17 protein-coding genes are annotated in these 23,245 nt (G+C 41.0%); 7 read left to right on the top strand and 10 right to left on the bottom strand.

Annotated features, from left to right (window positions below; genetic code table 11):
- Positions 1 to 286: 286 nt before the first annotated feature.
- Positions 287 to 3,139: a CHASE2 domain-containing protein gene (locus tag H6G76_RS28455; RefSeq protein WP_190708610.1), complete on the top strand. Its 2,853-nt coding sequence runs from the start codon at positions 287 to 289 to the stop codon at positions 3,137 to 3,139.
- Positions 3,136 to 4,440 (top strand): response regulator, encoded by a 1,305-nt coding sequence (locus H6G76_RS28450; RefSeq protein ID WP_190708609.1) that lies wholly within the window; start codon positions 3,136 to 3,138, stop codon positions 4,438 to 4,440. The genes H6G76_RS28455 and H6G76_RS28450 overlap by 4 nt, the downstream gene beginning before the upstream one ends.
- A 73-nt stretch (positions 4,441 to 4,513) precedes the next feature.
- Here H6G76_RS28450 and H6G76_RS28445 read toward each other — a convergent pair whose 3' ends face one another.
- From H6G76_RS28445 to H6G76_RS28425, 5 genes are all read right to left on the bottom strand, one after another.
- Entirely contained in the window at positions 4,514 to 5,134 is a 621-nt protein-coding gene (locus H6G76_RS28445) for a response regulator transcription factor (protein WP_190708608.1), read from the bottom strand.
- The gene (locus tag H6G76_RS28440) at positions 5,131 to 5,946 is read right to left on the bottom strand and encodes a S1C family serine protease (protein ID WP_190708606.1); all 816 of its coding nucleotides are present in this window, start codon (positions 5,944 to 5,946) and stop codon (positions 5,131 to 5,133) included. The genes H6G76_RS28445 and H6G76_RS28440 overlap by 4 nt, the downstream gene beginning before the upstream one ends.
- Before the next feature lie 112 nt (positions 5,947 to 6,058).
- Positions 6,059 to 6,964 (bottom strand): S1C family serine protease, encoded by a 906-nt coding sequence (locus H6G76_RS28435; RefSeq protein WP_190708604.1) that lies wholly within the window; start codon positions 6,962 to 6,964, stop codon positions 6,059 to 6,061.
- A 124-nt stretch (positions 6,965 to 7,088) separates the two neighbouring features.
- A complete protein-coding gene (gene gntT / locus H6G76_RS28430; protein ID WP_242056547.1) occupies positions 7,089 to 8,399 on the bottom strand; it encodes a guanitoxin biosynthesis MATE family efflux transporter GntT in 1,311 nt (436 codons plus the stop codon).
- A 302-nt stretch (positions 8,400 to 8,701) separates the two neighbouring features.
- Positions 8,702 to 9,082, bottom strand: coding sequence for a hypothetical protein (locus H6G76_RS28425; protein WP_190708602.1), 381 nt, complete (start codon positions 9,080 to 9,082; stop codon positions 8,702 to 8,704).
- Positions 9,083 to 9,797: 715 nt separating this feature from the next.
- Between H6G76_RS28425 and H6G76_RS28420 the strand changes: the two genes are divergently transcribed.
- The gene (locus H6G76_RS28420) at positions 9,798 to 11,696 is read left to right on the top strand and encodes a chloride channel protein (RefSeq protein ID WP_190708600.1); all 1,899 of its coding nucleotides are present in this window, start codon (positions 9,798 to 9,800) and stop codon (positions 11,694 to 11,696) included.
- Between the two features lie 237 nt (positions 11,697 to 11,933).
- Here H6G76_RS28420 and H6G76_RS28415 read toward each other — a convergent pair whose 3' ends face one another.
- Positions 11,934 to 12,347, bottom strand: a complete 414-nt coding sequence (locus tag H6G76_RS28415; protein WP_190708598.1) for an AbrB family transcriptional regulator — start codon at positions 12,345 to 12,347, stop codon at positions 11,934 to 11,936.
- A 554-nt stretch (positions 12,348 to 12,901) separates the two neighbouring features.
- Here H6G76_RS28415 and H6G76_RS28410 point away from each other — a divergent pair.
- From H6G76_RS28410 to pyrR, 3 genes are all read left to right on the top strand, one after another.
- Positions 12,902 to 13,345 (top strand): RrF2 family transcriptional regulator, encoded by a 444-nt coding sequence (locus H6G76_RS28410; RefSeq protein ID WP_190708596.1) that lies wholly within the window; start codon positions 12,902 to 12,904, stop codon positions 13,343 to 13,345.
- Between the two features lie 115 nt (positions 13,346 to 13,460).
- Entirely contained in the window at positions 13,461 to 14,417 is a 957-nt protein-coding gene (cbiB, locus tag H6G76_RS28405; protein ID WP_190708594.1) for an adenosylcobinamide-phosphate synthase CbiB, read from the top strand.
- 84 nt (positions 14,418 to 14,501) lie between these two features.
- A complete protein-coding gene (gene pyrR, locus H6G76_RS28400) occupies positions 14,502 to 15,038 on the top strand; it encodes a bifunctional pyr operon transcriptional regulator/uracil phosphoribosyltransferase PyrR (RefSeq protein ID WP_190708592.1) in 537 nt (178 codons plus the stop codon).
- A gap of 153 nt (positions 15,039 to 15,191) precedes the next feature.
- Here pyrR and H6G76_RS28395 read toward each other — a convergent pair whose 3' ends face one another.
- The 3 genes from H6G76_RS28395 to H6G76_RS28385 all read right to left on the bottom strand — a co-directional run bounded on the left by H6G76_RS28395 (position 15,192) and on the right by H6G76_RS28385 (position 18,052).
- The gene (locus H6G76_RS28395; protein ID WP_190708590.1) at positions 15,192 to 15,572 is read right to left on the bottom strand and encodes a nuclear transport factor 2 family protein; all 381 of its coding nucleotides are present in this window, start codon (positions 15,570 to 15,572) and stop codon (positions 15,192 to 15,194) included.
- A 124-nt stretch (positions 15,573 to 15,696) separates the two neighbouring features.
- Positions 15,697 to 17,589 carry a response regulator gene (locus H6G76_RS28390; protein ID WP_190708588.1) on the bottom strand — a complete coding sequence of 631 codons (1,893 nt, stop codon included), beginning with the start codon at positions 17,587 to 17,589 and terminating at the stop codon, positions 15,697 to 15,699.
- A complete protein-coding gene (locus H6G76_RS28385) occupies positions 17,555 to 18,052 on the bottom strand; it encodes a response regulator (protein WP_190708586.1) in 498 nt (165 codons plus the stop codon). Before H6G76_RS28385 ends, H6G76_RS28390 begins: the two co-directional genes overlap by 35 nt.
- Positions 18,053 to 18,872: 820 nt before the next feature.
- Here H6G76_RS28385 and H6G76_RS28380 point away from each other — a divergent pair.
- Entirely contained in the window at positions 18,873 to 19,370 is a 498-nt protein-coding gene (locus H6G76_RS28380; protein WP_190708584.1) for a molybdenum cofactor biosynthesis protein MoaE, read from the top strand.
- A gap of 530 nt (positions 19,371 to 19,900) precedes the next feature.
- Here the strand turns inward: H6G76_RS28380 and H6G76_RS28370 are convergent.
- Positions 19,901 to 23,242, bottom strand: a complete 3,342-nt coding sequence (locus H6G76_RS28370; RefSeq protein ID WP_190708582.1) for an efflux RND transporter permease subunit — start codon at positions 23,240 to 23,242, stop codon at positions 19,901 to 19,903.
- Positions 23,243 to 23,245: the final 3 nt, after the last annotated feature.

The following is a 23,245-nucleotide window of genomic DNA, read 5'->3' as shown; positions in this document are numbered from 1 at the left end:
TCAAGTCGGCAGAGCCGCCCACGAGACTGGCTCCCCATGAGCGACTGGCGTTAGCGAGCTTGCGAGCGTCACCCCGAAGGGGTTAAAGGGTAAGGGTTAAAAGTTTTTTCTTCCCCTTTCCCCTTTAACCGAACCGTATTGAGATAAGAGGAGGAAAAAGGGCAAGGTTAAAGGGAAAGAACTTTGTTGATTTTTTCCCTTACCTCTGATTAAATTCCAGACCAGAAATGAGTAGAGTCATGGCTGACGAATTCTCTTCAATATTATTTAAAGCTCTGGCGAAATTATGTGGCGTAAATTCCAAGCTTTCATCCAAAGCTCTCGCAGTATTTTGATTATTACTCCCAGTGTTGCTCTGACAGTTATTGTTGGGCAGTCATTGGGAATTTTTAATTTGCCTGAGTGGAAACTTCGTGATGAATGGATACGACAGCGTTCTTGCGAAGCACGTACCCTTGTTGCGTGTTCACAAAATACCATAGCTGACGAAATCGTCATTGTAACAATTGATGAACACGATATTCAATCAGTTGGTAAATGGCCAATTCCAGATTGGTCATTAGCCAAATTACTAGAAAAAATTCAGGCGCAACAACCCCGGTCTATTGGCTTAGATCTTTATAGAGATTTACCAGAGGGCAGTGGACATGAGCAACTTGTTAAAGTCTTCCGCAACAGTGCTAATTTGATTGGCGTTGAGAAAATGACTGGGGAACGTGTCAATGCACCACCAGAACTGAAAAAACTCGATCGCGTAGGATTAGCAGATTTAGTCTTAGATGGCGATCGCCATGTGCGTCGAGCCTTACTAACAGCAGTCGATGCCAAAGAAGAAGGAAAAATTAAAGCAGGACTAGCAACCCTTGTAGCCCTCAAGTACCTTGAAGCTGAAAAAATCACATTAGAATCTGTTGATGAAAAGCAGCAGAAGTTTCGCTTAGGTAATCAAATCTACCTACCACTACAAAATCAAGAAGCAGGTTACTCTGATACTGATGTTGGTGGCTATCAAATTTTACTTAACTGGTATGGTTCAGAAACAGCATTCCGCACAGTTGCGATGCGGGATGTATTGGCTGGGAAAATTCCAGCAAACCTGATGCGCGATCGCATGGTGTTTATTGGCTCAACTGCTGCCAGTACCAATGACTTCTTTAGCACACCCTTCAGTTCTACTTTAATTTCTGCCCAAAAACCTACACCAGGTGTAGTTATCCATGCCAATATCGCCAATCAACTAGTGCAAGGAGCAAAAACAGGCAAAGCAAATCTCCACGGCATTTCACACATAGCTTTATGGTTCTGGATTCTTTTGTGGTCTTTGATTGGTTCTGGTGGTAGTTGGTATTTAGCTACTGTGCATACTGGGCGAAAGATTCCAGGTGGCAAAATTCTTTGGGCAACTGTAGGTATCAGTGGCGCATTTATCGGTGGTGGCTACGGGATGTTGTTGTCTGGTCTGCTGATTCCGGTTACACCTGCCTTAGCTGCGTTTATCAGCAGCGTAATTGCCACAACCAATGCTTATAAACAGCAAAAGTTAGAAGAAGCTAATCAGCAACTAGAAATTGCCAATGGTCAATTATTAGATTACTCGAAAACCTTGGAGTTTAAAGTTGAAGAGCGAACTTGTGAACTGCTAGAGGCCAAGCAAGCTGCTGATGCTGCTAACCAAGCAAAAAGCGAGTTTCTCGCCAATATGAGTCATGAACTACGCACACCGCTTAATGGTATCCTTGGCTTTGCTCAGGTGCTGGAGCGATCGCCCAACCTGAAAGAGAAAGACCTAGAAGGAGTCAGCATTATCTTCCAATGTGGAACACATTTGTTGATGCTGATCAATGACATTCTCGACCTTTCAAAAATCGAAGCTCGGAAATTAGAATTGGTTGAGACTAATGTAAATTTGCCAAAATTCTTACATAGTGTTACCGAGATTTGTAGTATTCGAGCTGATGAAAGAGGAATTAAATTTCAAGTCTTAATCGATGAGAGTCTCCCAGTTGCGATTCAAGTAGATGAAAAGCGGTTACGGCAAGTGTTGATCAACTTACTAGGTAACGCGATCAAATTCACAGACAACGGTAGCGTGAAGTTTAAAGTAGATGTGATTGAGCAAGAATTACCGCAACCAACAAACGAAACTACACAAATCACACATCAAAAGATTCGCTTTCAGATTGAAGATACGGGTATTGGGATGTCACCAGACCAACTAGAGAAAATCTTTTTAGCCTTTGAGCAAGTAGGTGAGGCTGGACGGAAATCTGAAGGTACTGGGTTGGGATTAGCCATTAGTCAAAGAATTGCAGCATTAATGGGCAGCCAAATTCAAGTACAGAGTCGTTTAGGTGAAGGCAGTCTATTTTGGCTGGATTTGACAGTACCAGTCCCAGTCTCCCATGATTGGCAGATAGAAACTATCGCCTCAACCCACCAAAAAATCGTAGGTCTTCGGGGTCATGTGCCTCAAATTCTGATTGTTGATGATGATTGCAACCACTGCGCTATTTTGACCAGTCTGTTACAAGGAATTGGCTGTCGAACCTTGGAAGCCAGCGATGGCAAACATGGGCTACAACTTGCAACTGAACATCAGCCGGATGTCATTGTGCTGGATTTAGCAATGCCTAATATGGATGGTTTTGAACTAATGGTTCACTTACAAGAGAATCCCCAAACTCGTTCGATTCCGATTATTGTTTCTAGTGCCAACGTATTTGAAGAAAATTGGCAACGGAGTTTGCAAGCAGGAGCAAAAGCATTTTTGCCTAAACCCCTGCAAATTGATGAACTATTGCATGCACTGCGTTCTGCCTTCGAGGTAGCAGCGAAGCGATCGCTACTAGAAGTTGACTGGATCTATACTCAGTCTCAACCGCAGCAGGTATCTACCCAGAATCAGCCAGTAGATAATAACGAGTTGATTTTACCATCCGGGGAGATTTTGCAGCAACTCTATCATCTAGCCATGATGGGAGATATCCCCACAATCGAGGGAATAATAAAAGAGCTAATGGAACAAGACAATCAGTTAACTCCTTTCGCAACCCAGTTGAGCAAATTCACTGCCAACTTTCAAACTGCAAAAATCCGTAAATTTCTCAAATCATTTTTAACAACGGAGTCATGTTCATGATGACCGAAGCTCTTTTGAAGCCCATACATATCCTATTGGTGGATGATAATCCCACTAATCTGAAGGTGCTATCTGAAGCGATTCAAGGATGTGGTTGGAAAGCACTCATGGCAACAGATGGAGAATCGGCACTCGAACAAACAGAATACGCCCATCCTGAACTCATTCTCCTGGATGTGATGATGCCCGGTTTGGACGGATTTGAAACTTGCCGCAGACTAAAAGCCAACACCATAACTCAGAATATTCCGATCATTTTTATGACTGCCTTGTCTGATGCCACAGACAAAGTGAAAGGATTGGAAATGGGCGCAGTTGACTACATCACCAAACCCTTCCAACAGGAAGAAGTCATTGCTCGATTAAAGTTACACCTAAAAATTTCTCATCTTACCCGCACCCTAGAACAAAGAGTGCAAGAACGCACCTCGGAATTAACTCAATCTCTACATCAGCTACAACAAACTCAACTACAACTAATACAGAGTGAGAAAATGTCCACTCTGGGACAGCTTATTGCCGGCATAGGTCATGAAATTAATAACCCAATAGGTTTTATCAGTGGAAATTGCTCTTATATTGAAGAATATGTGAATAGTTTGCTGCATTTGGTAAAGCTACAACAGCAAAAACTACCACATCCAGAGCCAGAAATTGAAGAATTTGTTGAAGAAATTGACTTAGAGTATCTGACGGCGGATTTACCAAAACTTATCTTCTCAATGCACAAAGGAATTAAACATCTTAAAGAGATTAGCCTCTCTTTAAGAACCTTTGCTCGATCTGATATTTCGTCTAAGATACAGTTTCAAATTCATGAAGGAATTGATAGTAGCTTAATGTTATTAAAACATCGGCTGAAAGACCAAGGAGATCGTCCTAAAATCGAGGTTGTCAGACAATACGGTGAGTTACCTCCAATTAATTGCTATCCCGGACAACTCAACCAAGTATTTATGAATGTGATCGCCAATGCTATTGATGCATTTGATGACCTTCATCATAACCGTTCAAATCGGGAGATAGGTACTGCTTGCCCTCACACCATCGTAATTACTACATCTGTAAATGATCAACAAAAAACCGTTTTAATTTGTATTGAAGATAATGCTCTTGGTATGCCGTCTGAGGTGCAGGCTAAAATTTTCGAGCCATCTTTTACAACTAAGCCTGTGGGTCAGGGAACTGGTTTGGGACTGGCAATTTCTCGACAAATTGTGGAAGAAGCCCACGGTGGTAAATTGAATTGTGACTCTGTTTTGGGCAAAGGTACAAAATTTATGATTCAAATTCCAATCTGAGCTTTAAAACTCAAATTTCCAATCATTCTTGTACAATCTGAATTTTTCCATTAAGTACGTTAGAGACTAATTATCAAAGCATAATTAAACCTAATCTAATTCCAGCAGTCACCGCCTCAGTACGAGATGAAACATTAAGCTTTTGAAAAATTGATGAGACATGAAATTTGACAGTATGTTCAGAAATTTGCAGACGTTTTGCGATTACTTTATTTCCTAACCCAATACTGAGCATTCCTAAAACCTCTATTTCTCGTGGAGTTAGGGCTTGCACGGGATTAGCTAACACTTTTTCCCGCATCGACAGCAATTTCAAACAATCAGGGTGCAGTATTACTAAACCAGAAGCAACTGCCTCAATACCTGCAATAATTTCTGTCTCTGTGCTGGTACTAGATAATATACCTTGGATACCGAAACGAAATGCTGTTTCCAGGTCAATTCTATCGATATCCTCGGCAATCACTATAATTTGCTGTTCTGGGAACAACTGCAATTTGTCCCATATTGTTGTTCCTGGGTTAGTACCTAGATCGATTAAAACTACATCTGTTTGTAATTGCTCAATTTCTTCAGGCAATGCATCTAAACTAGATACACTGCCCACAACTGTTAATTGCGGGTTACGGCTTACCACTGCTGATAAACCTGCCCGCACCACAGGCGAAGCCGCAACCACTATCACCCGAATCATCTTACCTCCACAACATTTTTCCGGGTGATGTAAACTACAAATTGCTGACCATTTCGGAGGATTTGTAATGGGATAGACAAGTGAGTTTGATGCAGGTATTTAGCCAAGTCATCTGGCCGTGTTAAAGACCTTCCTGAAACTCCAACTAACACATCACCAATTTGTAATCCGACGTTTTCCGCTACACTACCAGGAAGTATTGATAATACTAGTAAACCGAAAGATCGTCTGCCTAAGACCACAGGTTGCAGTGTTACTCCTAATTGCAGACGTTGACTATTAGATAAAAAGCGGTTGACAGTAGCGATAGGAATTGCCACAGCCAAATTGTTGACAATCATTGTGTTAATGCCAACAACTCGACCAAGACAATCAGCTAATGGCCCGCCAGAATTACCAGGGTATAGCTGTAAATCTGCTATCACTGCTTGTGGATGATGAGTGTGAACAATCCCGATAGTGACTGCACCACTATTAGCTAAGGGATTTCCTACTGCCAAAACTAATTCTCCCACTCGTAACTGATCGCGATCGCAGAGAGTTGCAGTATTTAAATTTGTGGCATTAATTTTCAGTGCGGCTAAATCTTGCTGGGGGTCAAAGTGCGATCGCACTGCCGGAAATTCTCTACCATCCGATAGTTCGACTGTTAACTGTAAGCTGGTTGCTACATGAGCATTTGTAATAATCAACCCGTCAGCTTGCCAAATAACACCCGAACCGACGCTTGTAGTGCCGCTTTTAATTTTGACTGTGCTTTGACGAAGTTTAGCGGCTACTGCTGATAGTTCATCATTAAATTGTGTAATCATAATTGCTTTGATTCGGTAGTAATTAGAGCAACCCGTGTAGGAGTGCCAAACAAATCTATTGCCTATTGCCTGCCCCTACGAGTAGTTTGTAAATCAAATAGGATTGCTATATTTATTCAGCAGGCCGTTCACCAATGACAACATCTAATTGGACTAATGCGCCACCACGGACAATCTGAATCTGGACAGTTTTACCTATGCGATCGCTATTATTCAGCAGTGCTAGTACATCAGCCGTATCACTGACGGCAATTCCATCAAATGTTACTACCACATCTCCTAATAACAGTCCAGCATGATCGGCAGGCCCAGAAGGTTCAACATTGACGACAATCACTCCCGTTGCTGTCGGTAAATTTAATGCAGTTTTCAGGTTTGCAGGCAAGCGTACAGCCTGCATTCCTACACCTAAATAGCCCCGTGAAATCCGCCCTTTAGTGAGCAGTTGATTTACTACGCGCTCGACTGTCACCGCAGGAATAGTTAAAGCCGTACCGCGTCGCCCCGATGTATTCATCCCAACTACATAACCAGCAGCATCTACGAGTGGCCCACCTGCAAAACCAGGATAAAGAGTAATATCAGGGCGAATGAATTGATCAATATTACCACCGCTTATACTTCGCCACGCACCACTAACTACACTGACGGCTCCCATTGCTGCTCTTAAGTCGCCTTCGCTACTTCTTGCCAATCCCAGCACTAAATGGCCAACCTTGAGTTTTGTCGCATCGCCAACTTGTGCTGTAGGAAGTTCATGATTTTGCAATTGAAATGCAGCTATATCAGTACTAGGGTCATGACCGAGGAACGAAATTGGTTTATTTTGTCCATCTGATAAAGTAATGGTGATGTCTTCGTAACTTTGAAGTGACTCATCCGAAGTGACAATGATACCGTTTTGCCAATGAATCCCACTTGGAGCAATACGTTTACCAGTATTGAGTGCAACTACACTACCTCCTGCTTGTTCAGCTATATCGGCTAAACTATTAGACAGTGCCAGTAATGAAGACATAAAATTCTCCGCAATATTTTGTGATGCTCCTATGATGCTGTTTTATCTCTACATTTAGCATCAGAAAAATGGGGAGAGTATAACCTAGAAAAACGACTAGTATACAACAGGGTAGGGTAATAGCTTATTTAGTCACTGTTTTTGGTAAGCGCAATGCTAGAGTTATTGTTCTTGCTGCCATAAAAGAAGCCATTGATAGCCATAATAGATGGCTATTACGGAAATACCACGCTGTTATAGCTAATGGAATAAAACCAATTGCGGTGGCTGTGAGCATGGCTTGACGCAGGATATAACCTTGAGTTAGTCCTAAAAAATAACCGTCTAGTGCATAAGCAATAGAACCAAATCCCAAAACTGGTAGTAACCAAGGAACATAAGAATACAATGTCAGAATAATTTCATTATGATTAGTCAACAACTTAAACAGTGGTTGTGGAGCCAAAATAAATACAGCAGCAAAAGTTAACCCAATAATCAAACTGCTGATTAGAGAAATTTGTAACAGTTGTTTTAAATAACTCTTATTGCCGCTACCTTGATAAATTCCGGCTAAACTTTCAGTAGCGAATGCCAAACCATCAATAAAATATGCTGTCAAGCCCACAACTTGCATCAGCACGGTATTAGCCGCTAAAATTTGGGTTCCTAACATGGAACTGAGGTTTGTAAATATCGCCATTGTCGAGATCAAGGCAAAAGTCCGAAGAATAATTTCACCGTTAAGCATTAAAGCTGACTTTAAGGCGGACAGGTCAAATACTTTTCTCTTTAAGGCTTGGAGATGTAGCCATGAAATTTCTGGATAACACAGTACAAGACCAATTATAAGCATCAGATATTGGCTGATAGCTGTTGCTAAACCAGCCCCTCTACTTTCCCATCCGAATTTAACAATAAATAGATAATCAAGTAAAACATTTGCACAGTTGCTAACGGCTGAAAGTAACAACACTTTACTACTTTTTGCCTGTCCCAAAAACCAACCGATCAACACAAAGTTAATCAGCGTTGCAGGCGCACCCCAGACTAAAGCATTATAGAACTCAATTCCAGATTTTTTCACTTCGGGTGTGGCACTTAAAATTGCAAACCCCAACAGTTGTAAAGGTTGTTGCAATATCAGGATGAAACATCCTAATATTAATGCTAAAATCCCGTGCTGTAACCCAATCAATAGAACTGATTGATTATCCTTACGTCCAAGTGCCTGTGCTACCATTCCCGTTGTACTCATACGTAAGAAACCAAATGTCCAATAAATGTAATTGAACAAAATGGTTGCTAATGCCACACCTGCTAAATGACGAATTTCCGTTAAATGTCCTAAAAACATTACATCTAATAATCCCGCTAACGGAACCATTAAATTTGATAGCACATTAACAGATGCCAACTTGAAAAAATTGCGGTTAAATTCTGAACGCTGATTCAAAATAAACAATTACTAACTTTAGTAATTACTAGTGTAATATTTTATCTTTTTTGTTTGATAAATATTAAAGTAACAATCTAAATTGCAATTAGTATTAATTAGTTTTTATTACCTAGTATTTATTAGATTAATTATGTTCAGTATTACTAAAATTAGTCCAAGATTTCAGATTTTAAAAATAAGTTGAACCGTATTGCCCGCTTTCTCATCCATGAGTGAAAGTATTAATATATTTTGTGTTAACTATTAATACATAATTTGCGTTCAAAAATAGTATTTCTAAACGCAAATTAGCCTAATTCCTAATTTTTAGTGTTTTCGTGAATTTTTTCAGTTTTTGGCAATGGTGGCTCGTCGTGATTAGTATTTTGCTGAGTTATACTCATCATGCTGAATAAAACCGCGCTGCCTACTGCTAAAGCGATTAAAGGCCCTTTGAAAGGCAGAAAATCTCTGGCTATTCTGGCAAAAGGGCTGCTTTGTCGGCGCAGTGACGCACAAAGCATGATTTGCTTTAAAGTAAAAGGATCGCGAACATAATGGCCGCTACGACAAACTACTAATTTTTCTTGGCAATAGGGGCAAGTAAACAAACCCATGTAAGCCTTGATTGGTTTGGGTTTAGTATTCCTTTGGCAAATAGGGCAAGTAACATAATGATTATCAAAGATGGGTGTATTCATCTACCTTGTCCGCCTAGTCCATCTACTCGCTTTATAAAAATAGTTATATTGAATTGTTGAACAATCCTTAGCAGGATTCACGATGTGGGATGAAAGCATTAGCCAATCATACACAAAGTGTTTTACTACTGGGTTAAGTCAACTTTGCTGGGTTAATAGTAAGAAAATCAAATTCTTTCTTTTCCACTTTCCCTGCTTTACGGCAGTTGAGGGCAGCCCCCTAATAGAGGTTCCGCCATGACTTCGCTGCCTTCTCGACTTGGGGAGCCACCGCCGTAGGCGGGTTTGCCGACTGGAGGGGAGTGGCGTGAGACCCCAAGACTGCACTACCTCCCTTGTCTGTCTTCACCCATCATTATTATTTGGGTTGACAGACCATTAGGGAATTTTTAATGGTCGCAACATGAGTATAGCTAGATTTTAATGAGGATGGCTCTTGTTTGTTGCTTACCATTAGTAAATTTACTCAATTTTATAGATACTATATTTTTTACAGATAATTGTGACACTATCTATTCGTACCATAGCAGCGATCGCAGCCCACTGAATATTAATTTTCTTTGATGTAGCTCTTCTGGCAGCAAAATTTTTTCTAATTAAAGCTTAGTCAACCAAACTCATCTAACTTAACTTGTCCGGTTGATAAATAATGGCTCACAATGAGAAGTAACAGATTAAAACTTAAATTTTTTCTTACATTTACCCTAACTTTTCCATGACTCTCTTGCCTCCCACCAACCTCAGGAAGGTAATGGAAGAACCTGCCTTTCCTACACCTTCGAGCCGTTTTACACATCTAGTTAATCGTTTTCAACCTTCACCAGAAACAGTTGTGCTATTTTTAGCCGTACTGATTGGTGGCGGTACTGGTATGGGCGTAGTGACGTTTCACTATTTAATCCAGCTGGTTCATCATCTAATGCTGGAAGATTTAATGAGCGTCATTGGTACTTGGGGAGCTTGGACATTAGCCTGTGTCCCCATTATGGGCGGATTAATTGTGGGATTGATGCGCTGGCGCACTCAAGATTTTGGCCCTGGTTTGTCATCTTTAATAGCAGCTTCGCAAGGAACAGCGATTAAGCGACCCTTAAGACCAGTCACAAAGATGTTCGCTGCATCTGTTTCTTTGGGAAGTGGTGCTTCTCTGGGGCCGGAGGGGCCAAGTGTCGAAATTGGTGCTAATTTCGGGATGTTGTTGTCTCTCATCCTCCAAGTCTCACAAGAGCGTCAGCGTTTGCTTTTAAGTGCTGGTGCGGCTGCGGGGTTAGCTGCTGGATTTAACGCTCCGATCGCGGGGGTATTTTTTGCGCTAGAAGTAGTTATGGGGGCGACATCTTTTGCAACTTCGGCGGTGAGTGTGGTGCTACTTGCCGCAGTTGTAGCCGCATTAGTCGCTCAAATTGGTTTAGGCGCACAACCTGCTTTTGCTTTACCTGTCTACCAAGTCCGGAGTCCCTTTGAATTACCTTTATATCTTGGCTTGGGTTTAGGAGCAAGTTTAGTTTCTCTGGCTTATACAGAATTAATTAGGTTAGCAAAGGCTTGCTTTGCTGGTTCAGTTCCTGGGTTTGGGTTTTTTAAACGCATTCCTAAGTCAATTCATCCGATTATTGGCGGCGTAATTGTGGGTTTGGTGGCTTTGCAATTCCCGCAAATTTTAGGCATTGGTTATGGCACTGTCCAAGCGATGCTTCAAGATGTGGAGTTTTCGCTCTCTCTGTTGGTGGCGTTGCTGGTTGTCAAGTTGCTGATGACAGCCATTAGTGCAGGGAGTGGTTTTGTAGGTGGTTTGTTTGCACCAGCTATGTTTTTGGGTGCTTCGTTTGGTTCGGCTTATGCCAAAATTTTATGCATTATAGCTCCGGGAATTGACGCATATATGGCTGCACCACCTGCCTATGCAATGGTAGGAATGGCAGCAGTGTTAGCCGCTAGTGTCAGAGCGCCACTAACCGCAATTTTGATGTTGTTTGAATTAACTCGTGACTACCGCATTGTTTTACCTTTGATGGCGGCGGTGGGTTTGAGTGTATGGTTAATAGATCAAATTAAGCCAAATGTTAACTCTAACTCGAAACTTCAACAATTCGGTCTGGCTGATTTAAAAGATGAACAAGCCGAAATTGTGCAGCAAATTTTAGTTGAAGATGCTGTTCTTTCCTGCCCGAAAAAATTACCAGCAACTTTTAGTTTACTAGAAGCGGCGATGGAAATGACCCGCGATCGCACACGCAGTGCTTTAGTAATTAATGAAGCCGAGCAGTTAGTCGGTATTATCTCTTTAGAAGATATTAATCGCTCTCTTGCTCGCTGGAAAAACTACCAAGATTCTGCTACAGGAATTCCCTCTGAGTTATCTAGTCAAACACTCATGGATATCTGCACCACTGAAATTCTTTATGCTTGGCGAGATGAACCTTTATCTGAAGCTTTAGATCGGATGGCTTTGCGTGGTTTGCATCAGTTACCCGTAGTAGCGAGAGACAACCAAGAGCGAATTTTAGGTTTATTAGAAAAGGAGCAAATTGCCTTAACTTGCAATTTGGCAGTTACCCGAAAAACACTTCACAATTATATTACTAGTGCTATCAATAATAGATATAGTCAATAGACAATGGTAGCAGAAGAAGTAAACACACCACAATAACCCCTAACTAATAGTTAGGGGTTTTAAGTCAAGAGAAATAATTTTTTAGTCTCCACAAATTAATTCGCTCTAATGCGACCATGTGCGGAGTTTGCAGAAGCGTTGCTTTCTCCGTCTTACATTCTCCGCGTCTGGTAAATTTTTGGTCAATGGTCTTTACTCATGACTATTGACTGATTGTGTTAGACTCTGGTCTATTTATTAAGCTGTGGCTTCTATTTCTTCCAGACCTTCTCTATCTTCTGGATCTACTTGCCGCAAGCGAATATGTTTCTTCCCTAAAGTGATCAGAAACTCATCACCTGGTTTAAGATTCATCTGTTTTGTATAAGCTGAACCTATCAGTAAGTTACCGTTGGATTGTACACTAATTCGATAGCTAGCACTGCGTCCACCGCGACCATTTGCATTGGGTGAGGTATCTAACTGAATACCTTCAGCATCAATGAGGGCGTTTAAGAATTTCATCATATTGACACGCTCTACACCATTTTTAGTAACGGTATAGTAGCCGCACTGTTTAGCTTTTTCTTCTTTGCTAAGGTTCTCTAGCTCTTTGACTTTTTTGAGCAGATCTTCACCGACTAGGGGTTCAATTTTTTTCTGTTTAGGCATCAACTTAGATGGAAAATGAATGGTTGAAGTTGTTGAATCGATTTTATTTTAGCTGAGGTTGAGATACTAGGAACAAAATCCTTTATTTTTTATATCAGCCTAGCCAAGTATATTACAATCCTAGCCAGAATTGTTGCACAATTATCAATAATGTCAAGACAATCTATTGAGTAGATATCGACAATCCTGATCACTATATATAAAGTGTGAAATACTGCTAAACTATATTTGTTTAAGTTTTCTAAAGTCAGCTAAAAAGTTAATCTACTTATTCAGCTTGATTGTTGGAACAAAGAATGATAAGTAAACCTGTTCTCTAGTCAATAGTCAACAGTCAAGCAATTTTGGATTTGGGATTTTGGATTGACCCCAGCCACCCTTCTTCAGGGGCTAAGTGATGGGTGAATACTTGGATTTGTTTTACCCACAAGAGGTAAGGCATGAACTCAAAAATCTAAAATCGGCAATCTAAAATCTAAAATTGGCATAGTCAATATTTAGACTATGAACTATTGATTTTTGGTTATGTACTATAACCTTGTGATGAAGAAATAATGAAGCTAACTACCAAAGGACATTACAGTGTAAAGGCATTGCTAGATTTAAGCTTACAGCCAAGTTATGGGCCGGTCTCTGTAAGAGCGATCGCCAAACGTCAAGATATTCCTGCACCTTACCTCGAAAAATTACTAATAGAAATGCGTCGTGCTGGTTTAGTAAAATCTATTCGTGGCAGCATAGGCGGCTACCAATTAGCAAGAGAACCTATTAAAATTTCTATCGGACAAATATTAGAAGCCGTTGGCGAAACTATTAGCCATGTACCAGATCGTCACCCAACCCCAGCACAAGCAGAAGATTGGGTAACATATACTCTCTGGCAAAGACTCAACCAAAAACTCAAAGAAGCTTTATACAGTATTACATTGGCCGATTTGTATTACGACGCTCGCAGTTGGCAAGCATCTTTAGGGGAAGAGGCGAGTTTTGTAGTTTAGTTAACGGTCATTAGTCATTAGTCCATTAGTATGACCCCAAGAACAAATGACAAAGCGCAAAGTCTGAGCGGAGGCTTCCTCCGCTCAGAACTTTGTAAGAGAGGACAAAGCACAAATGATATTCATCATCGCCGCGTTTTTAGATTTTTTAATAGGTGATCCTTGGGGTTGGCCTCATCCAGTACAAGCAATGGGATGGGTAATTTCTCGCCTCACAAAATTTTGGTTACATATATGTCAAAATTCCATAACACAAAAAATTGCCGGAATTTTACTAGGGTTAATTTTAATCATTGGTAGCGGTTTTATAGGTTGGTCAATAATTCAAGCTGCCAGATGGTTGCATCCACTTTTAGGAATAGTTATAGAAAGCATTATTCTGGCCAGCTGTTTTGCGTTGAGAAGTTTGAGAAAAGCCGCAACAGATGTTTTAGAACCTTTAATTGCCGGAAATTTACCCCAGGCGCGGACTGCTTTAAGTAATTATGTTGGTCGAGATACCCAAAACCTTTCAGAAGCAGAAATTTTGCGGGCAGTTTTAGAAACGGTGAGCGAAAATGCGACCGATGGTGTGATGGCTCCACTGTTTTATGCTGTTATTGGTGCTTGTATACCAAATGTCGGGGCAATTCCTTTAGCATTAGCATACAAAGCCAGCAGCACTCTAGACTCAATGGTGGGTTATAAGGAAGCACCATACACTTATTTGGGCTGGTTTAGTGCGCGGTTAGAAGATTGCTTAACTTGGATACCTTGTCGGTTAACGGTAATTACTTTGGCACTGTTATCGGGGAAGCCATTGCAAGTTTGGCGCATTTGTCGCAGAGATGCCATTTTAGACCCTAGCCCCAACTCTGGTTGGAGTGAATGTGCTTATGCTGCGATTTTGGGCGTGCAAATGGGAGGGACAAATTGGTATCGTGGGGTAGCCAAACAAAAACCACTGTTAGGAGATGCGATTTACCCAATAACGCCAACTACCATTCACCAAGCTTTGCAATTGACTCGTGATAGTTTTTTATTGTGGTTAGGAATAGCGATCGCTATATTATTTCTACTCCCAAACAAGTAATCATAGAAATAGCAAATTGCTAATTGAGTCAATAGTCAATATTTTGACCCTTGACCCTTGACCCTTGACCCTTGACTAAATGCTATGTCTGCAAAAGTAGTTGAAATTCTCTCATCAGAAGACCTGCGCCGTACCTTAAACCGCTTGGCTTCTCAAATTGTAGAAAGAACGCGTGACTTATCCCAGTTGGTACTCGTAGGGATTTATACCAGAGGAGTATTTTTAGCAGAAATATTAGCGCGTCAAATTGAGGCACTGGAAGGTATAAGCGTACCTGTAGGAGCTTTAGACATCACTTTTTATCGGGACGACCTTGACAAAATTGGGTTGCGGACTCCAGCCAAAACAGACATCCCTTTTGACCTGACTGGAAAAACTGTTCTCCTTGTCGATGATGTAATTTTTAAAGGCAGAACAATTCGTGCGGCTTTGAATGCTGTCACCGAATATGGCAGACCAGAAATTATTCGTTTAGCTGTTTTAGTAGACAGAGGCCATCGAGAAGTACCAATTCACCCAGATTTTATCGGCAAACAATTACCTACCTCTAAAGAAGAAATAGTCAAAGTTTACTTACAAGATTTCGATGAACGAGATGCGGTGGAATTGATTGGAGATTAATCGGGAAAAGTATGAAGTGTGTAGACGCTTTTAGCGGCTTGCCAGAGGCTAGTATAAAGGATGAAGTGTAAAGTCTGTAGACACCCTTTGGATGGCTTCCCACAGGGTAATTTCATCCTTTAGCTTTGTGTTTCCTATCTGTTGAGAAATGACTTAACGAATAATTGGACTACCGTGATGATGAACTAAATACCATTTGCCACCTAAATGCTGAAATACATTTGTCGCCATCGATTGTGCTTCTATTCTTTTGCCCCCAAGAACTTGTAAGATATTTTCAATTAGGACAATGTAAGCAATATTATCATTTACTTGTGTAGTAACAATATCGATATTAATTTCTATATATGCGGTATTTTGAAATATTTTTTCCCACGAAGTGCGAATTGCTTTCCAACCACGCAAAGCATTACGCCCTGGATGAACACATAAACTTTCTGTTCCCTGTGACCATACAGCACTCATTGCTTCAATATCTTTTTTTTCAAAAGCCCGATAAAAAGCTACATTAACAGCTAAAACTTCAGATGTCATGGGTAATACCAATTCGTAATTCGTAATTAAAAAAGTTCTAGTATATTAGGTTTTACCTCGTTAAATCCAACCTACTAGCTTATCTTAACTGTTGCCCATTCCCTGTTTCCTTTTTTTCATTGAACTAGTTATTATTTTTAATAACATTAATCACTTGTAATAACTGGTTAGCTGTGTAAGGTTTAGATAAAAAAGCCTTAATACCCATATCATACACTGTATTTACCTTATCACTAGAAGCTAATCCGCTAACAGCAATAATTTTGACATCTGGGTTAATCTTTTGCAAAGTGCGAATTGTAGTGATACCATCCATAAAAGGCATCAACATATCAGTCAAAACTAAAGATATTTCTTGTTGCCGTTCGGCATATAAAGCGATCGCCTCAATTCCATCGCTGGCTGTAATGGCTTGATAGTTATATTTTTCTAAAGAGGTTTTAGTCACTTCACGAATAGCTGCTTCGTCATCAACAATTAAAATTAATTCTCCATTACCTTGATGAAATTCTGGTTCTAAATCTTCTTCTGTTTTAGTTATTTGCTGTGCTGGCAAATATATTTTAAATTGAGTGCCTCTTCCTTCTTCACTGTAGACATTGATAAAACCACCGTGATTTTTGACAATTCCTAATACTGTAGAAAGGCCAAGTCCAGTCCCTTTACCAAGTTCTTTTGTAGTGAAAAATGGCTCAAATATGCGGTCTAATATTTCTGTTGGAATCCCAAGACCCGTGTCAATTACAGAAATTACAACATAAGGGCCAACTTGAGCATCAATGTGCATTTTGGCATAATTTTCATCAACCAAGAGATTTTCTGCGGTAATGTTCAGTATTCCACCATTGGGCATGGCATCACGAGCGTTGACACACAAATTCATCAGCACTTGATGTAGTTGCGTTGCATCACCAGATATTGTCCACAAATTTTGTGGAATTCCGGTCGTAATTTGGATGCTTTTGGGAAATGTTTCTTTAACAATTTGCTGGATTTCAATAATTAAATGCTTGCATTGTAATAGGGTTCGCTCTCCCTCAACACCACGAGTAAAAGATAGTACTTGTTTAACTAAATTGGCTCCACGTTTAGCATTACCAATTAAGATTGGTATAAGTTTGCGTGAACGCTCATCTTGTAATTGTGATTCTAAAAGTTGGGCGGTCATCAAAATGGGAGCCAAGACATTATTGAGGTCATGAGCAATACCACTAGCCAAGGTGCCAATGCTTTCTAATCGTTGTGCGCGGAGAAATTGTGCTTCTAGTTGTTGTTTTTGAGTAATATCTGTATTCACAACCAGAATTGATTGTGGTTGATTAGCAAAATCTCTGACTAATGTCCAACGGCTTTCGACAATAATTTTTTTGTTAGATGCGGTTTTTTGATGTAACTCTCCTTGCCAAGAACCATTTTTCATTAACATATATAATGCTTCTTGCAAACGAGATAAGTGTTTTTCTTGCCACAGTTCTTGTGTATTTTTTCCAATTGCCTCTTCTTTTCGCCAACCGTATAAACTTTGGGCTGCTTGGTTCCAAAATAAGATGTTGTCGTTTATATCTCGCACAAAAATGGCATCGGTGGCTACATCAAGTAAAGCTGCTTGTTCGCGGATTTTTTGTTGTGTTTGTTGACGTTCAAGAGCGTAACGAATAGAACGTTCTAGTAAAGGTGCTGTTAACTGACCTTTTTCTAAATAATCTGCGGCTCCGGCTTTCATGGCTTCTAGGTCAACTTCTCTGTCGCCTTGACCTGTGAGCAAAATTATGGGTGCATGACAGCCGTTAGCAATAGCTTCACGTAACAGTTTTAGACCGTTGTGGATGCCTAAGCGGTAATCTACAAGATATATATCATATTGGTTTTGTGCGATCGCCAATGCAGCCATGCCATAATTATCTACCCATGACAGCTCGCAACCAGATACTTGAAATTCTCTAAACCAATCACGAGTTAAAAGATAGTCGTCTTCTTCATCATCAACAAGTAGAACTCTGATTGGGTTTGTGTTCATTTTTCCCTCCCACAGTTGTTAGTGGTAATTCCACTACTTCAAGCCAGTATTTACCTAAAGTTGTCATCAGTTCTAATAAGGCAGAAAATGTAATTGGTTTAACAATGTATGAATTAGCTCCCAAACTATAGGTATTGTAGATGTTTTCTTCTGCTTTAGAAGTGGTCAGGACAATGATGGGAATGCATCGCAATTGGATGTCGTTTTTAATTTCTTGCAGCGCCTCCTGCCCATTTTTTTTAGGCATATTTAAATCTAATAAAATTAAATCAGGACGTGGAGCAAGCCTGTGATCATTGTATTGCACACGATGATAAAGATAATCCATCAACTCCTCACCATTACTTACAGTATGTAAGTAGACCGGCAATTGGCTGAGTGTAAATGCCTCACGTACTAACATAATGTCATCTTCATCATCATCAGCCATTAAGATGGTCACGGTTGCTTGCCGACGCTGCACTTTGTAATTTCTCCTTAACTAGTTATTTAGTATGAGTTAAAATTTGAATTTTTTCTTATTAAAGGGCATAGCTGTACAATCAATCGCAACTTAGATACATTTAGTAATTACTCTAAAGAAAGAAATTATATGTTTGCGAATTTATCAGCAAAATTATCATCTATTCTGAGCCTGTCCAGACTGGGATTTTGGCAGTAATAATACGATAATACTAGTCTGAAATTTTACGATAAATAGCTTAACTTATACCTTTACTTATGTATTAGATAAGACTATCTAAATGTTAAATATGTAAGGAATGCGATCGCAATACTGCTGTTCAAAACTTATACCATTATCTTCGACGTTAATCTATCAAAGTTTAGAACTGACAGCAACGTGAAATGATTGATTATTGAATATACTTGTGTGATCCGCGAAGCGCGATAGGAGAGCAATCGGCAATAGCAAAGAAGGCAGGTAACAATTTACTGTTTTTTTAATCAAATATGATTTCTATATTGACTATAGATTTGACCACAAGCAGCACATATTGACGCTGAAATTTCAGCGTATTGGCGAGTAAGTTTTGCTTTATATAGGAATCTGGTTTGATTACTGAACTACTTGTGTAGTCAGGCAATAGGCAATAGCAAAGAAGGCAGGTAACGATGTACTGATTTTTTTCAAAAATCAAATATGAGTCCGATATTGATGCATTTGTAGCGGGTCAGCTTTAATTCAGACAATACCTCTCAAGTAATTTGTGCTAAATTGGCTAACATAAAAGACTGGGCCTTAAGCCTTAGGATGCTTAATGATCCGATATATGAACTAAACTATGATAAGTACATTTACTGCTCCTATTAAGCCTAGAGGTGAAGATAGCTTTGCTATTACTTTTGCACCATTGTCTCTTGAAGAAATCTACGCTAAGGCTGACGACCCAGCTAATGGGGCAGTAGTGGTCATGAGTGGTATGGTTCGGAATAATACTGATGGACAACCTGTTGTTGCTTTAGAATATCAAGCCTACGAACCAATGGCGTTGCGGGTGTTTTATCAAATTGCTGCTGATATTCGCACCTTTTGGCCGGATGTCAAGCGAGTCGTGATTCATCATCGCGTTGGGCGGTTGCAAGTAGGAGAAATTAGCGTATTAGTTGCAGTTGGCTGTCCCCATCGTGGTGAAGCGTTTGAAGCTTGTCGCTATGCAATTGATACCCTAAAGCATAATGCACCTATTTGGAAGAAGGAGTGGTATAGCGAGCTAGATGGTAAACTATCTAGCAGTTGGGTGAGTATTGGTGCTTGTGAACAGCCAGGACAAAATTGCTAAAATTTCCGAAGTGTTGACCTATGCCTGTGTTTAGTCTAGAGAACAGGCAGAAAATTCGGCGGCATTAAATCAGTAAATAGCTCGTCTTAAGGCAGCAGGGGCAATTGTGGCAGGAATGGTTTCTACCAAAGCGATCGCTATTGTCTTTGGCATAGTTCTACTGTATAGTGCCTACCTATCCAATACTATTCGGTTAAGCATTTTTAACTTGTAATCTGGTTTTGGGAAAAGGTTAAAGGTTAAGGGTTAAAGGTTTTCTTCTACTTTTTCCCCTTCCCCTTTCCCCCTTAACCGAAAGGTATTGCCTACCTATCACGTCAACACCGGGTTGAACACCTAGAAAACGAACCGCCAGATCCTCTAGCATGAAGAAATTAGTGGTCTGGCAACCCAAAAATGATGGGTTAGGGCAGGTAGGGGAAGCAGGAGGAAAAAATTTTATTTTCTTCCCATGACTCTGCAAAGTTGACTTGCCAGACTGCTAAGAGAACGGGAGGAATGATAGGTGGGTGAAAAGTCTCATCATCGCGTTATCCGATCATTCCGTTACTCGTCATTTCGACAACAGGTTGAGCTACTTCAGTATTGGCATCTTTCTGAATTCCTTTGCGCTTACGCCAGAGTTTATAGTAGAGGATTGGTACTGCCGATCGCGACAGTAACAAGGATGCAACTTCACCCGCCATCAGCGAGATTGCTAGCCCTTGAAAGATCGGGTCAGCAAGAATAATTGCCGATCCCACAACTACGGCGGCGGCGGTTAACAGCATCGGCCGGAAGCGGACGGCTCCCGCATCAATTACGGCTTCTTCTAAAGGCATTCCTTCTTTCAGACGTAACTCGATGAAATCTACCAAGATGATGGAATTCCGCACCACAATTCCGGCTCCAGCAATAAAGCCAATCATCGATGTGGCTGTAAAAAATGATCCCATTAACCAGTGAGCAGGCATAATTCCGATTAGAGAAAAGGGAATGGCAGCCATAATTGCTAATGGGGTTGTAAATGATTGGAACCAACCCACCACCAGCGCATAAATCAGTACAAGCACTACTGCAAAGGCAATGCCCAAGTCACGGAAGACTTCATAAGTAACTTGCCATTCGCCATCCCACTTAATCGAGTAGGTTTCAGTGGTTGGGGGTTGTTCAGTCAGGTAAGTCTGAATTTTTGCACCTGTTGCGGGAGTCAGTTTATTGATTTTTGGTTGCAGGTTGAGCATGGCATAAACAGAACTCTCGACTTTGCCAGACACGTCACCCAGAACATAGACAACAGGCTGTAAGTTTTTGTGATAAATGCTAGTATCAGCGATCGCTGTTTCTGTTTTCACCAAGGAACTCAGAGGTACTAGATTGCCATTTGCGCCCTTGAGGTTAAGAGATTTGAGATCCTCTAAGCTAGTGCGGCTTGATTGGCTGAAACGCAGATTGATCGCCACATCCTCACGGGCATTTTTATCATGTAAAAGTCCGACATTTTCACCAGAAATTGCCATTTGCAAGACTTGGGAAATTTGGGTGGGACTAATACCGTTGAGTGTAGCTTTCTCACGATCAATTACTAATCGATAATCCGTCTGCGGAGTTTCTACATACCAGTCCACATCAACAACACCATCAGTTGACTGATATAATTGATAAATTTGCTTGGCGAGGTCGATTTGACCTTTGTAATCGGGGCCATAGACTTCTGTCACTAGCGTTTGCAGCACCGGGGGGCCGGGTGGAATTTCAGCAATTTGAATCCGAGCATTGTAGCGATCGCTAATTTCCTTCAGTTTGGGACGAATTGATTTAGCAATATCATGGCTCTGACGTTGGCGATCGCCCTTGGGCAAAAAGTTCACCTGAATATCAGCAACATTTGCACCCGATCGCAAAAAGTAATGCCGCACTAAACCATTGAAGTTATAAGGTGAAGCTGTACCAACATAACTTTGATAGTTAATTACTTCGGGAACGGTGGCAAGATATTGTCCCATTTCTCTTGTCGCTCTAGCAGTCTGCTCTAGCGTCGTGCCTTCAGGCATATTTACGACCACCTGTAACTCGCTCTTGTTGTCAAAGGGCAGCATTTTGAGGATAACTAAACGAAATCCTGCCAGTCCGCCCACAATTAGGATTAAAGCGATCGCAGTTGCCACCAAAAAAGCCGTTCCCCGACGCGGATAATGCACCAGAGGATACATAAAGCGCCGATACAATTTACTCAGAGCATCTTCCCCGTGAGCATGAGCAGCATGACTAGAGCCAGTGAATACTCGCATTGTTGTCCAGGGAACCACAATAAATGCTACCAGTGCTGAGAAGATCATCGCCGCCGAAGCACCCAGAGGAATTGGGCGCATATAAGGCCCCATCAAGCCGCCAACGAACGCCATTGGTAAAATTGCCGCAATTACTGCCACAGTTGCCAGAATCGTCGGATTACCAACTTCATCCACTGCTTCTAAGACAATCTGTTTCAGGGTGCGGCGGCGATTTGGAGACAATTGTAAGCGGGTTTTATTTTCTGGTAATTCCAGATGACGACCGACATTTTCCACGACCACGATCGCGTCATCTACTAAAATCCCAATTGAGAAGATTAAGGCAAAGAATGTTACCCGATTGAGTGTGAATCCATAAAAAACAAAGCTGGCCAGAGTTAATGATAAAGTGACTGGAATCGAGACAGCCACCACCATTGCCTCTTTTTTCCCCATCACAAACCACATCAGCAACGTCACAGAAACGACAGCAATTAGCATATGAAACAGAAGTTCATTAGAACGTTCTGCGGCTGTTTCACCATAGTCACGAGTGACTGTCAAATGGACATTATGAGGAATATAGTTATGCTTAATTTGCTCCAGTTTGTGGAGAACTCGATGAGACACCTGAATGGCATTGGCTCCAGCGCGTTTAGCGATCGCGATCGTCACTGCTTCAGTTTCACTAGCATTTTGGGTGATGCTTTTCTGCTCCTCCCCTCGCCTACTTCCTTGTCCAAAAAATACATAGCTGGCGGGTTCTTCTGAACCATCGGTAACGATCGCCACATCTCGCAAATAAACGGGTTGATTATTTGCAACAGCAACTACAAGTCCTTTGGCATCTTCAGCCGACCGAATAAAACTTTGAGTTCTAACTAGAAACGATTGATTATTTTGACTTAAAGCACCACTAGCAAGTTCAACATTCTGAGACTGCAAAGCCTGGGAAATTTCTAGTGGTGTTAATCCAAATCCATTTAGTCGGGTGGGGTCGAGTTCTACTCTCAGTTGTCGCTTCTGTCCACCAATAATTGTAGTTTCAGAAACATCGGGAATTTGCTTAATTTGTTCGTCTAATTGAGCCGCAATTTGCCGTAATTCTGCGCCAGTACTCTGTTCTCCCCATAAAGATAAAGCAAGAATGGGTACATCATTAATCGCTCGTGACTTAATTAAAGGTTGGGAAACACCGGGCGGAATCTTGTCAAAGTTGGCGTAGAGTTTGTTATAAAGCTGAACAATAGAATCTTCTGTATTTTGACCAACTAGGAATCGCACAATTACTAGAGATGAGCCGGGTTTGGAAGTCGAGTAAACATATTCCACTCCCGGCAATTCCTTAATCAACTTCTCCATCGGTGCAGTGACGCGCTGCTCGACATCCTTCGCCGATGCTCCCGGCATTTGCACAAATACATCTGCCATCGGGACGGTAATTTGTGGTTCCTCTTCCCGTGGCAGAATCAGGGTTGCTCCAATCCCTAACAGTAACGCCACCAGAATGATTAGTGGTGTTAATTTGGAGTCGATGAATTTCTTGGCTAAGTTACCAACAAATCCCAATTTGTGGAGATGAGGAGATGGGGATTGATGACCATTAGATTCGTTCTGCATAAT

Origin of the sequence: Nostoc sp. FACHB-152, assembly GCF_014697475.1 — a bacterium.
Classification (GTDB): domain Bacteria; phylum Cyanobacteriota; class Cyanobacteriia; order Cyanobacteriales; family Nostocaceae; genus Nostoc_B.
This window is presented reverse-complemented; position numbering and strand designations above follow the sequence as displayed.

What these genes read in the sequence shown, in the direction of transcription:
- H6G76_RS28455 (WP_190708610.1), top strand. Translation starts at nt 287, where the DNA reads ATGTGGCGTAAATTCCAAGCTTTCATCCAAAGCTCTCGCAGTATTTTG.
- H6G76_RS28450 (WP_190708609.1), top strand. Translation starts at nt 3,136, where the DNA reads ATGATGACCGAAGCTCTTTTGAAGCCCATACATATCCTATTGGTGGAT.
- H6G76_RS28445 (WP_190708608.1), bottom strand. Translation starts at nt 5,134, where the DNA reads ATGATTCGGGTGATAGTGGTTGCGGCTTCGCCTGTGGTGCGGGCAGGT.
- H6G76_RS28440 (WP_190708606.1), bottom strand. Translation starts at nt 5,946, where the DNA reads ATGATTACACAATTTAATGATGAACTATCAGCAGTAGCCGCTAAACTT.
- H6G76_RS28435 (WP_190708604.1), bottom strand. Translation starts at nt 6,964, where the DNA reads ATGTCTTCATTACTGGCACTGTCTAATAGTTTAGCCGATATAGCTGAA.
- H6G76_RS28425 (WP_190708602.1), bottom strand. Translation starts at nt 9,082, where the DNA reads ATGAATACACCCATCTTTGATAATCATTATGTTACTTGCCCTATTTGC.
- H6G76_RS28420 (WP_190708600.1), top strand. Translation starts at nt 9,798, where the DNA reads ATGACTCTCTTGCCTCCCACCAACCTCAGGAAGGTAATGGAAGAACCT.
- H6G76_RS28415 (WP_190708598.1), bottom strand. Translation starts at nt 12,347, where the DNA reads ATGCCTAAACAGAAAAAAATTGAACCCCTAGTCGGTGAAGATCTGCTC.
- H6G76_RS28410 (WP_190708596.1), top strand. Translation starts at nt 12,902, where the DNA reads ATGAAGCTAACTACCAAAGGACATTACAGTGTAAAGGCATTGCTAGAT.
- cbiB (WP_190708594.1), top strand. Translation starts at nt 13,461, where the DNA reads ATGATATTCATCATCGCCGCGTTTTTAGATTTTTTAATAGGTGATCCT.
- pyrR (WP_190708592.1), top strand. Translation starts at nt 14,502, where the DNA reads ATGTCTGCAAAAGTAGTTGAAATTCTCTCATCAGAAGACCTGCGCCGT.
- H6G76_RS28395 (WP_190708590.1), bottom strand. Translation starts at nt 15,572, where the DNA reads ATGACATCTGAAGTTTTAGCTGTTAATGTAGCTTTTTATCGGGCTTTT.
- H6G76_RS28390 (WP_190708588.1), bottom strand. Translation starts at nt 17,589, where the DNA reads ATGAACACAAACCCAATCAGAGTTCTACTTGTTGATGATGAAGAAGAC.
- H6G76_RS28380 (WP_190708584.1), top strand. Translation starts at nt 18,873, where the DNA reads ATGATAAGTACATTTACTGCTCCTATTAAGCCTAGAGGTGAAGATAGC.
- H6G76_RS28370 (WP_190708582.1), bottom strand. Translation starts at nt 23,242, where the DNA reads ATGCAGAACGAATCTAATGGTCATCAATCCCCATCTCCTCATCTCCAC.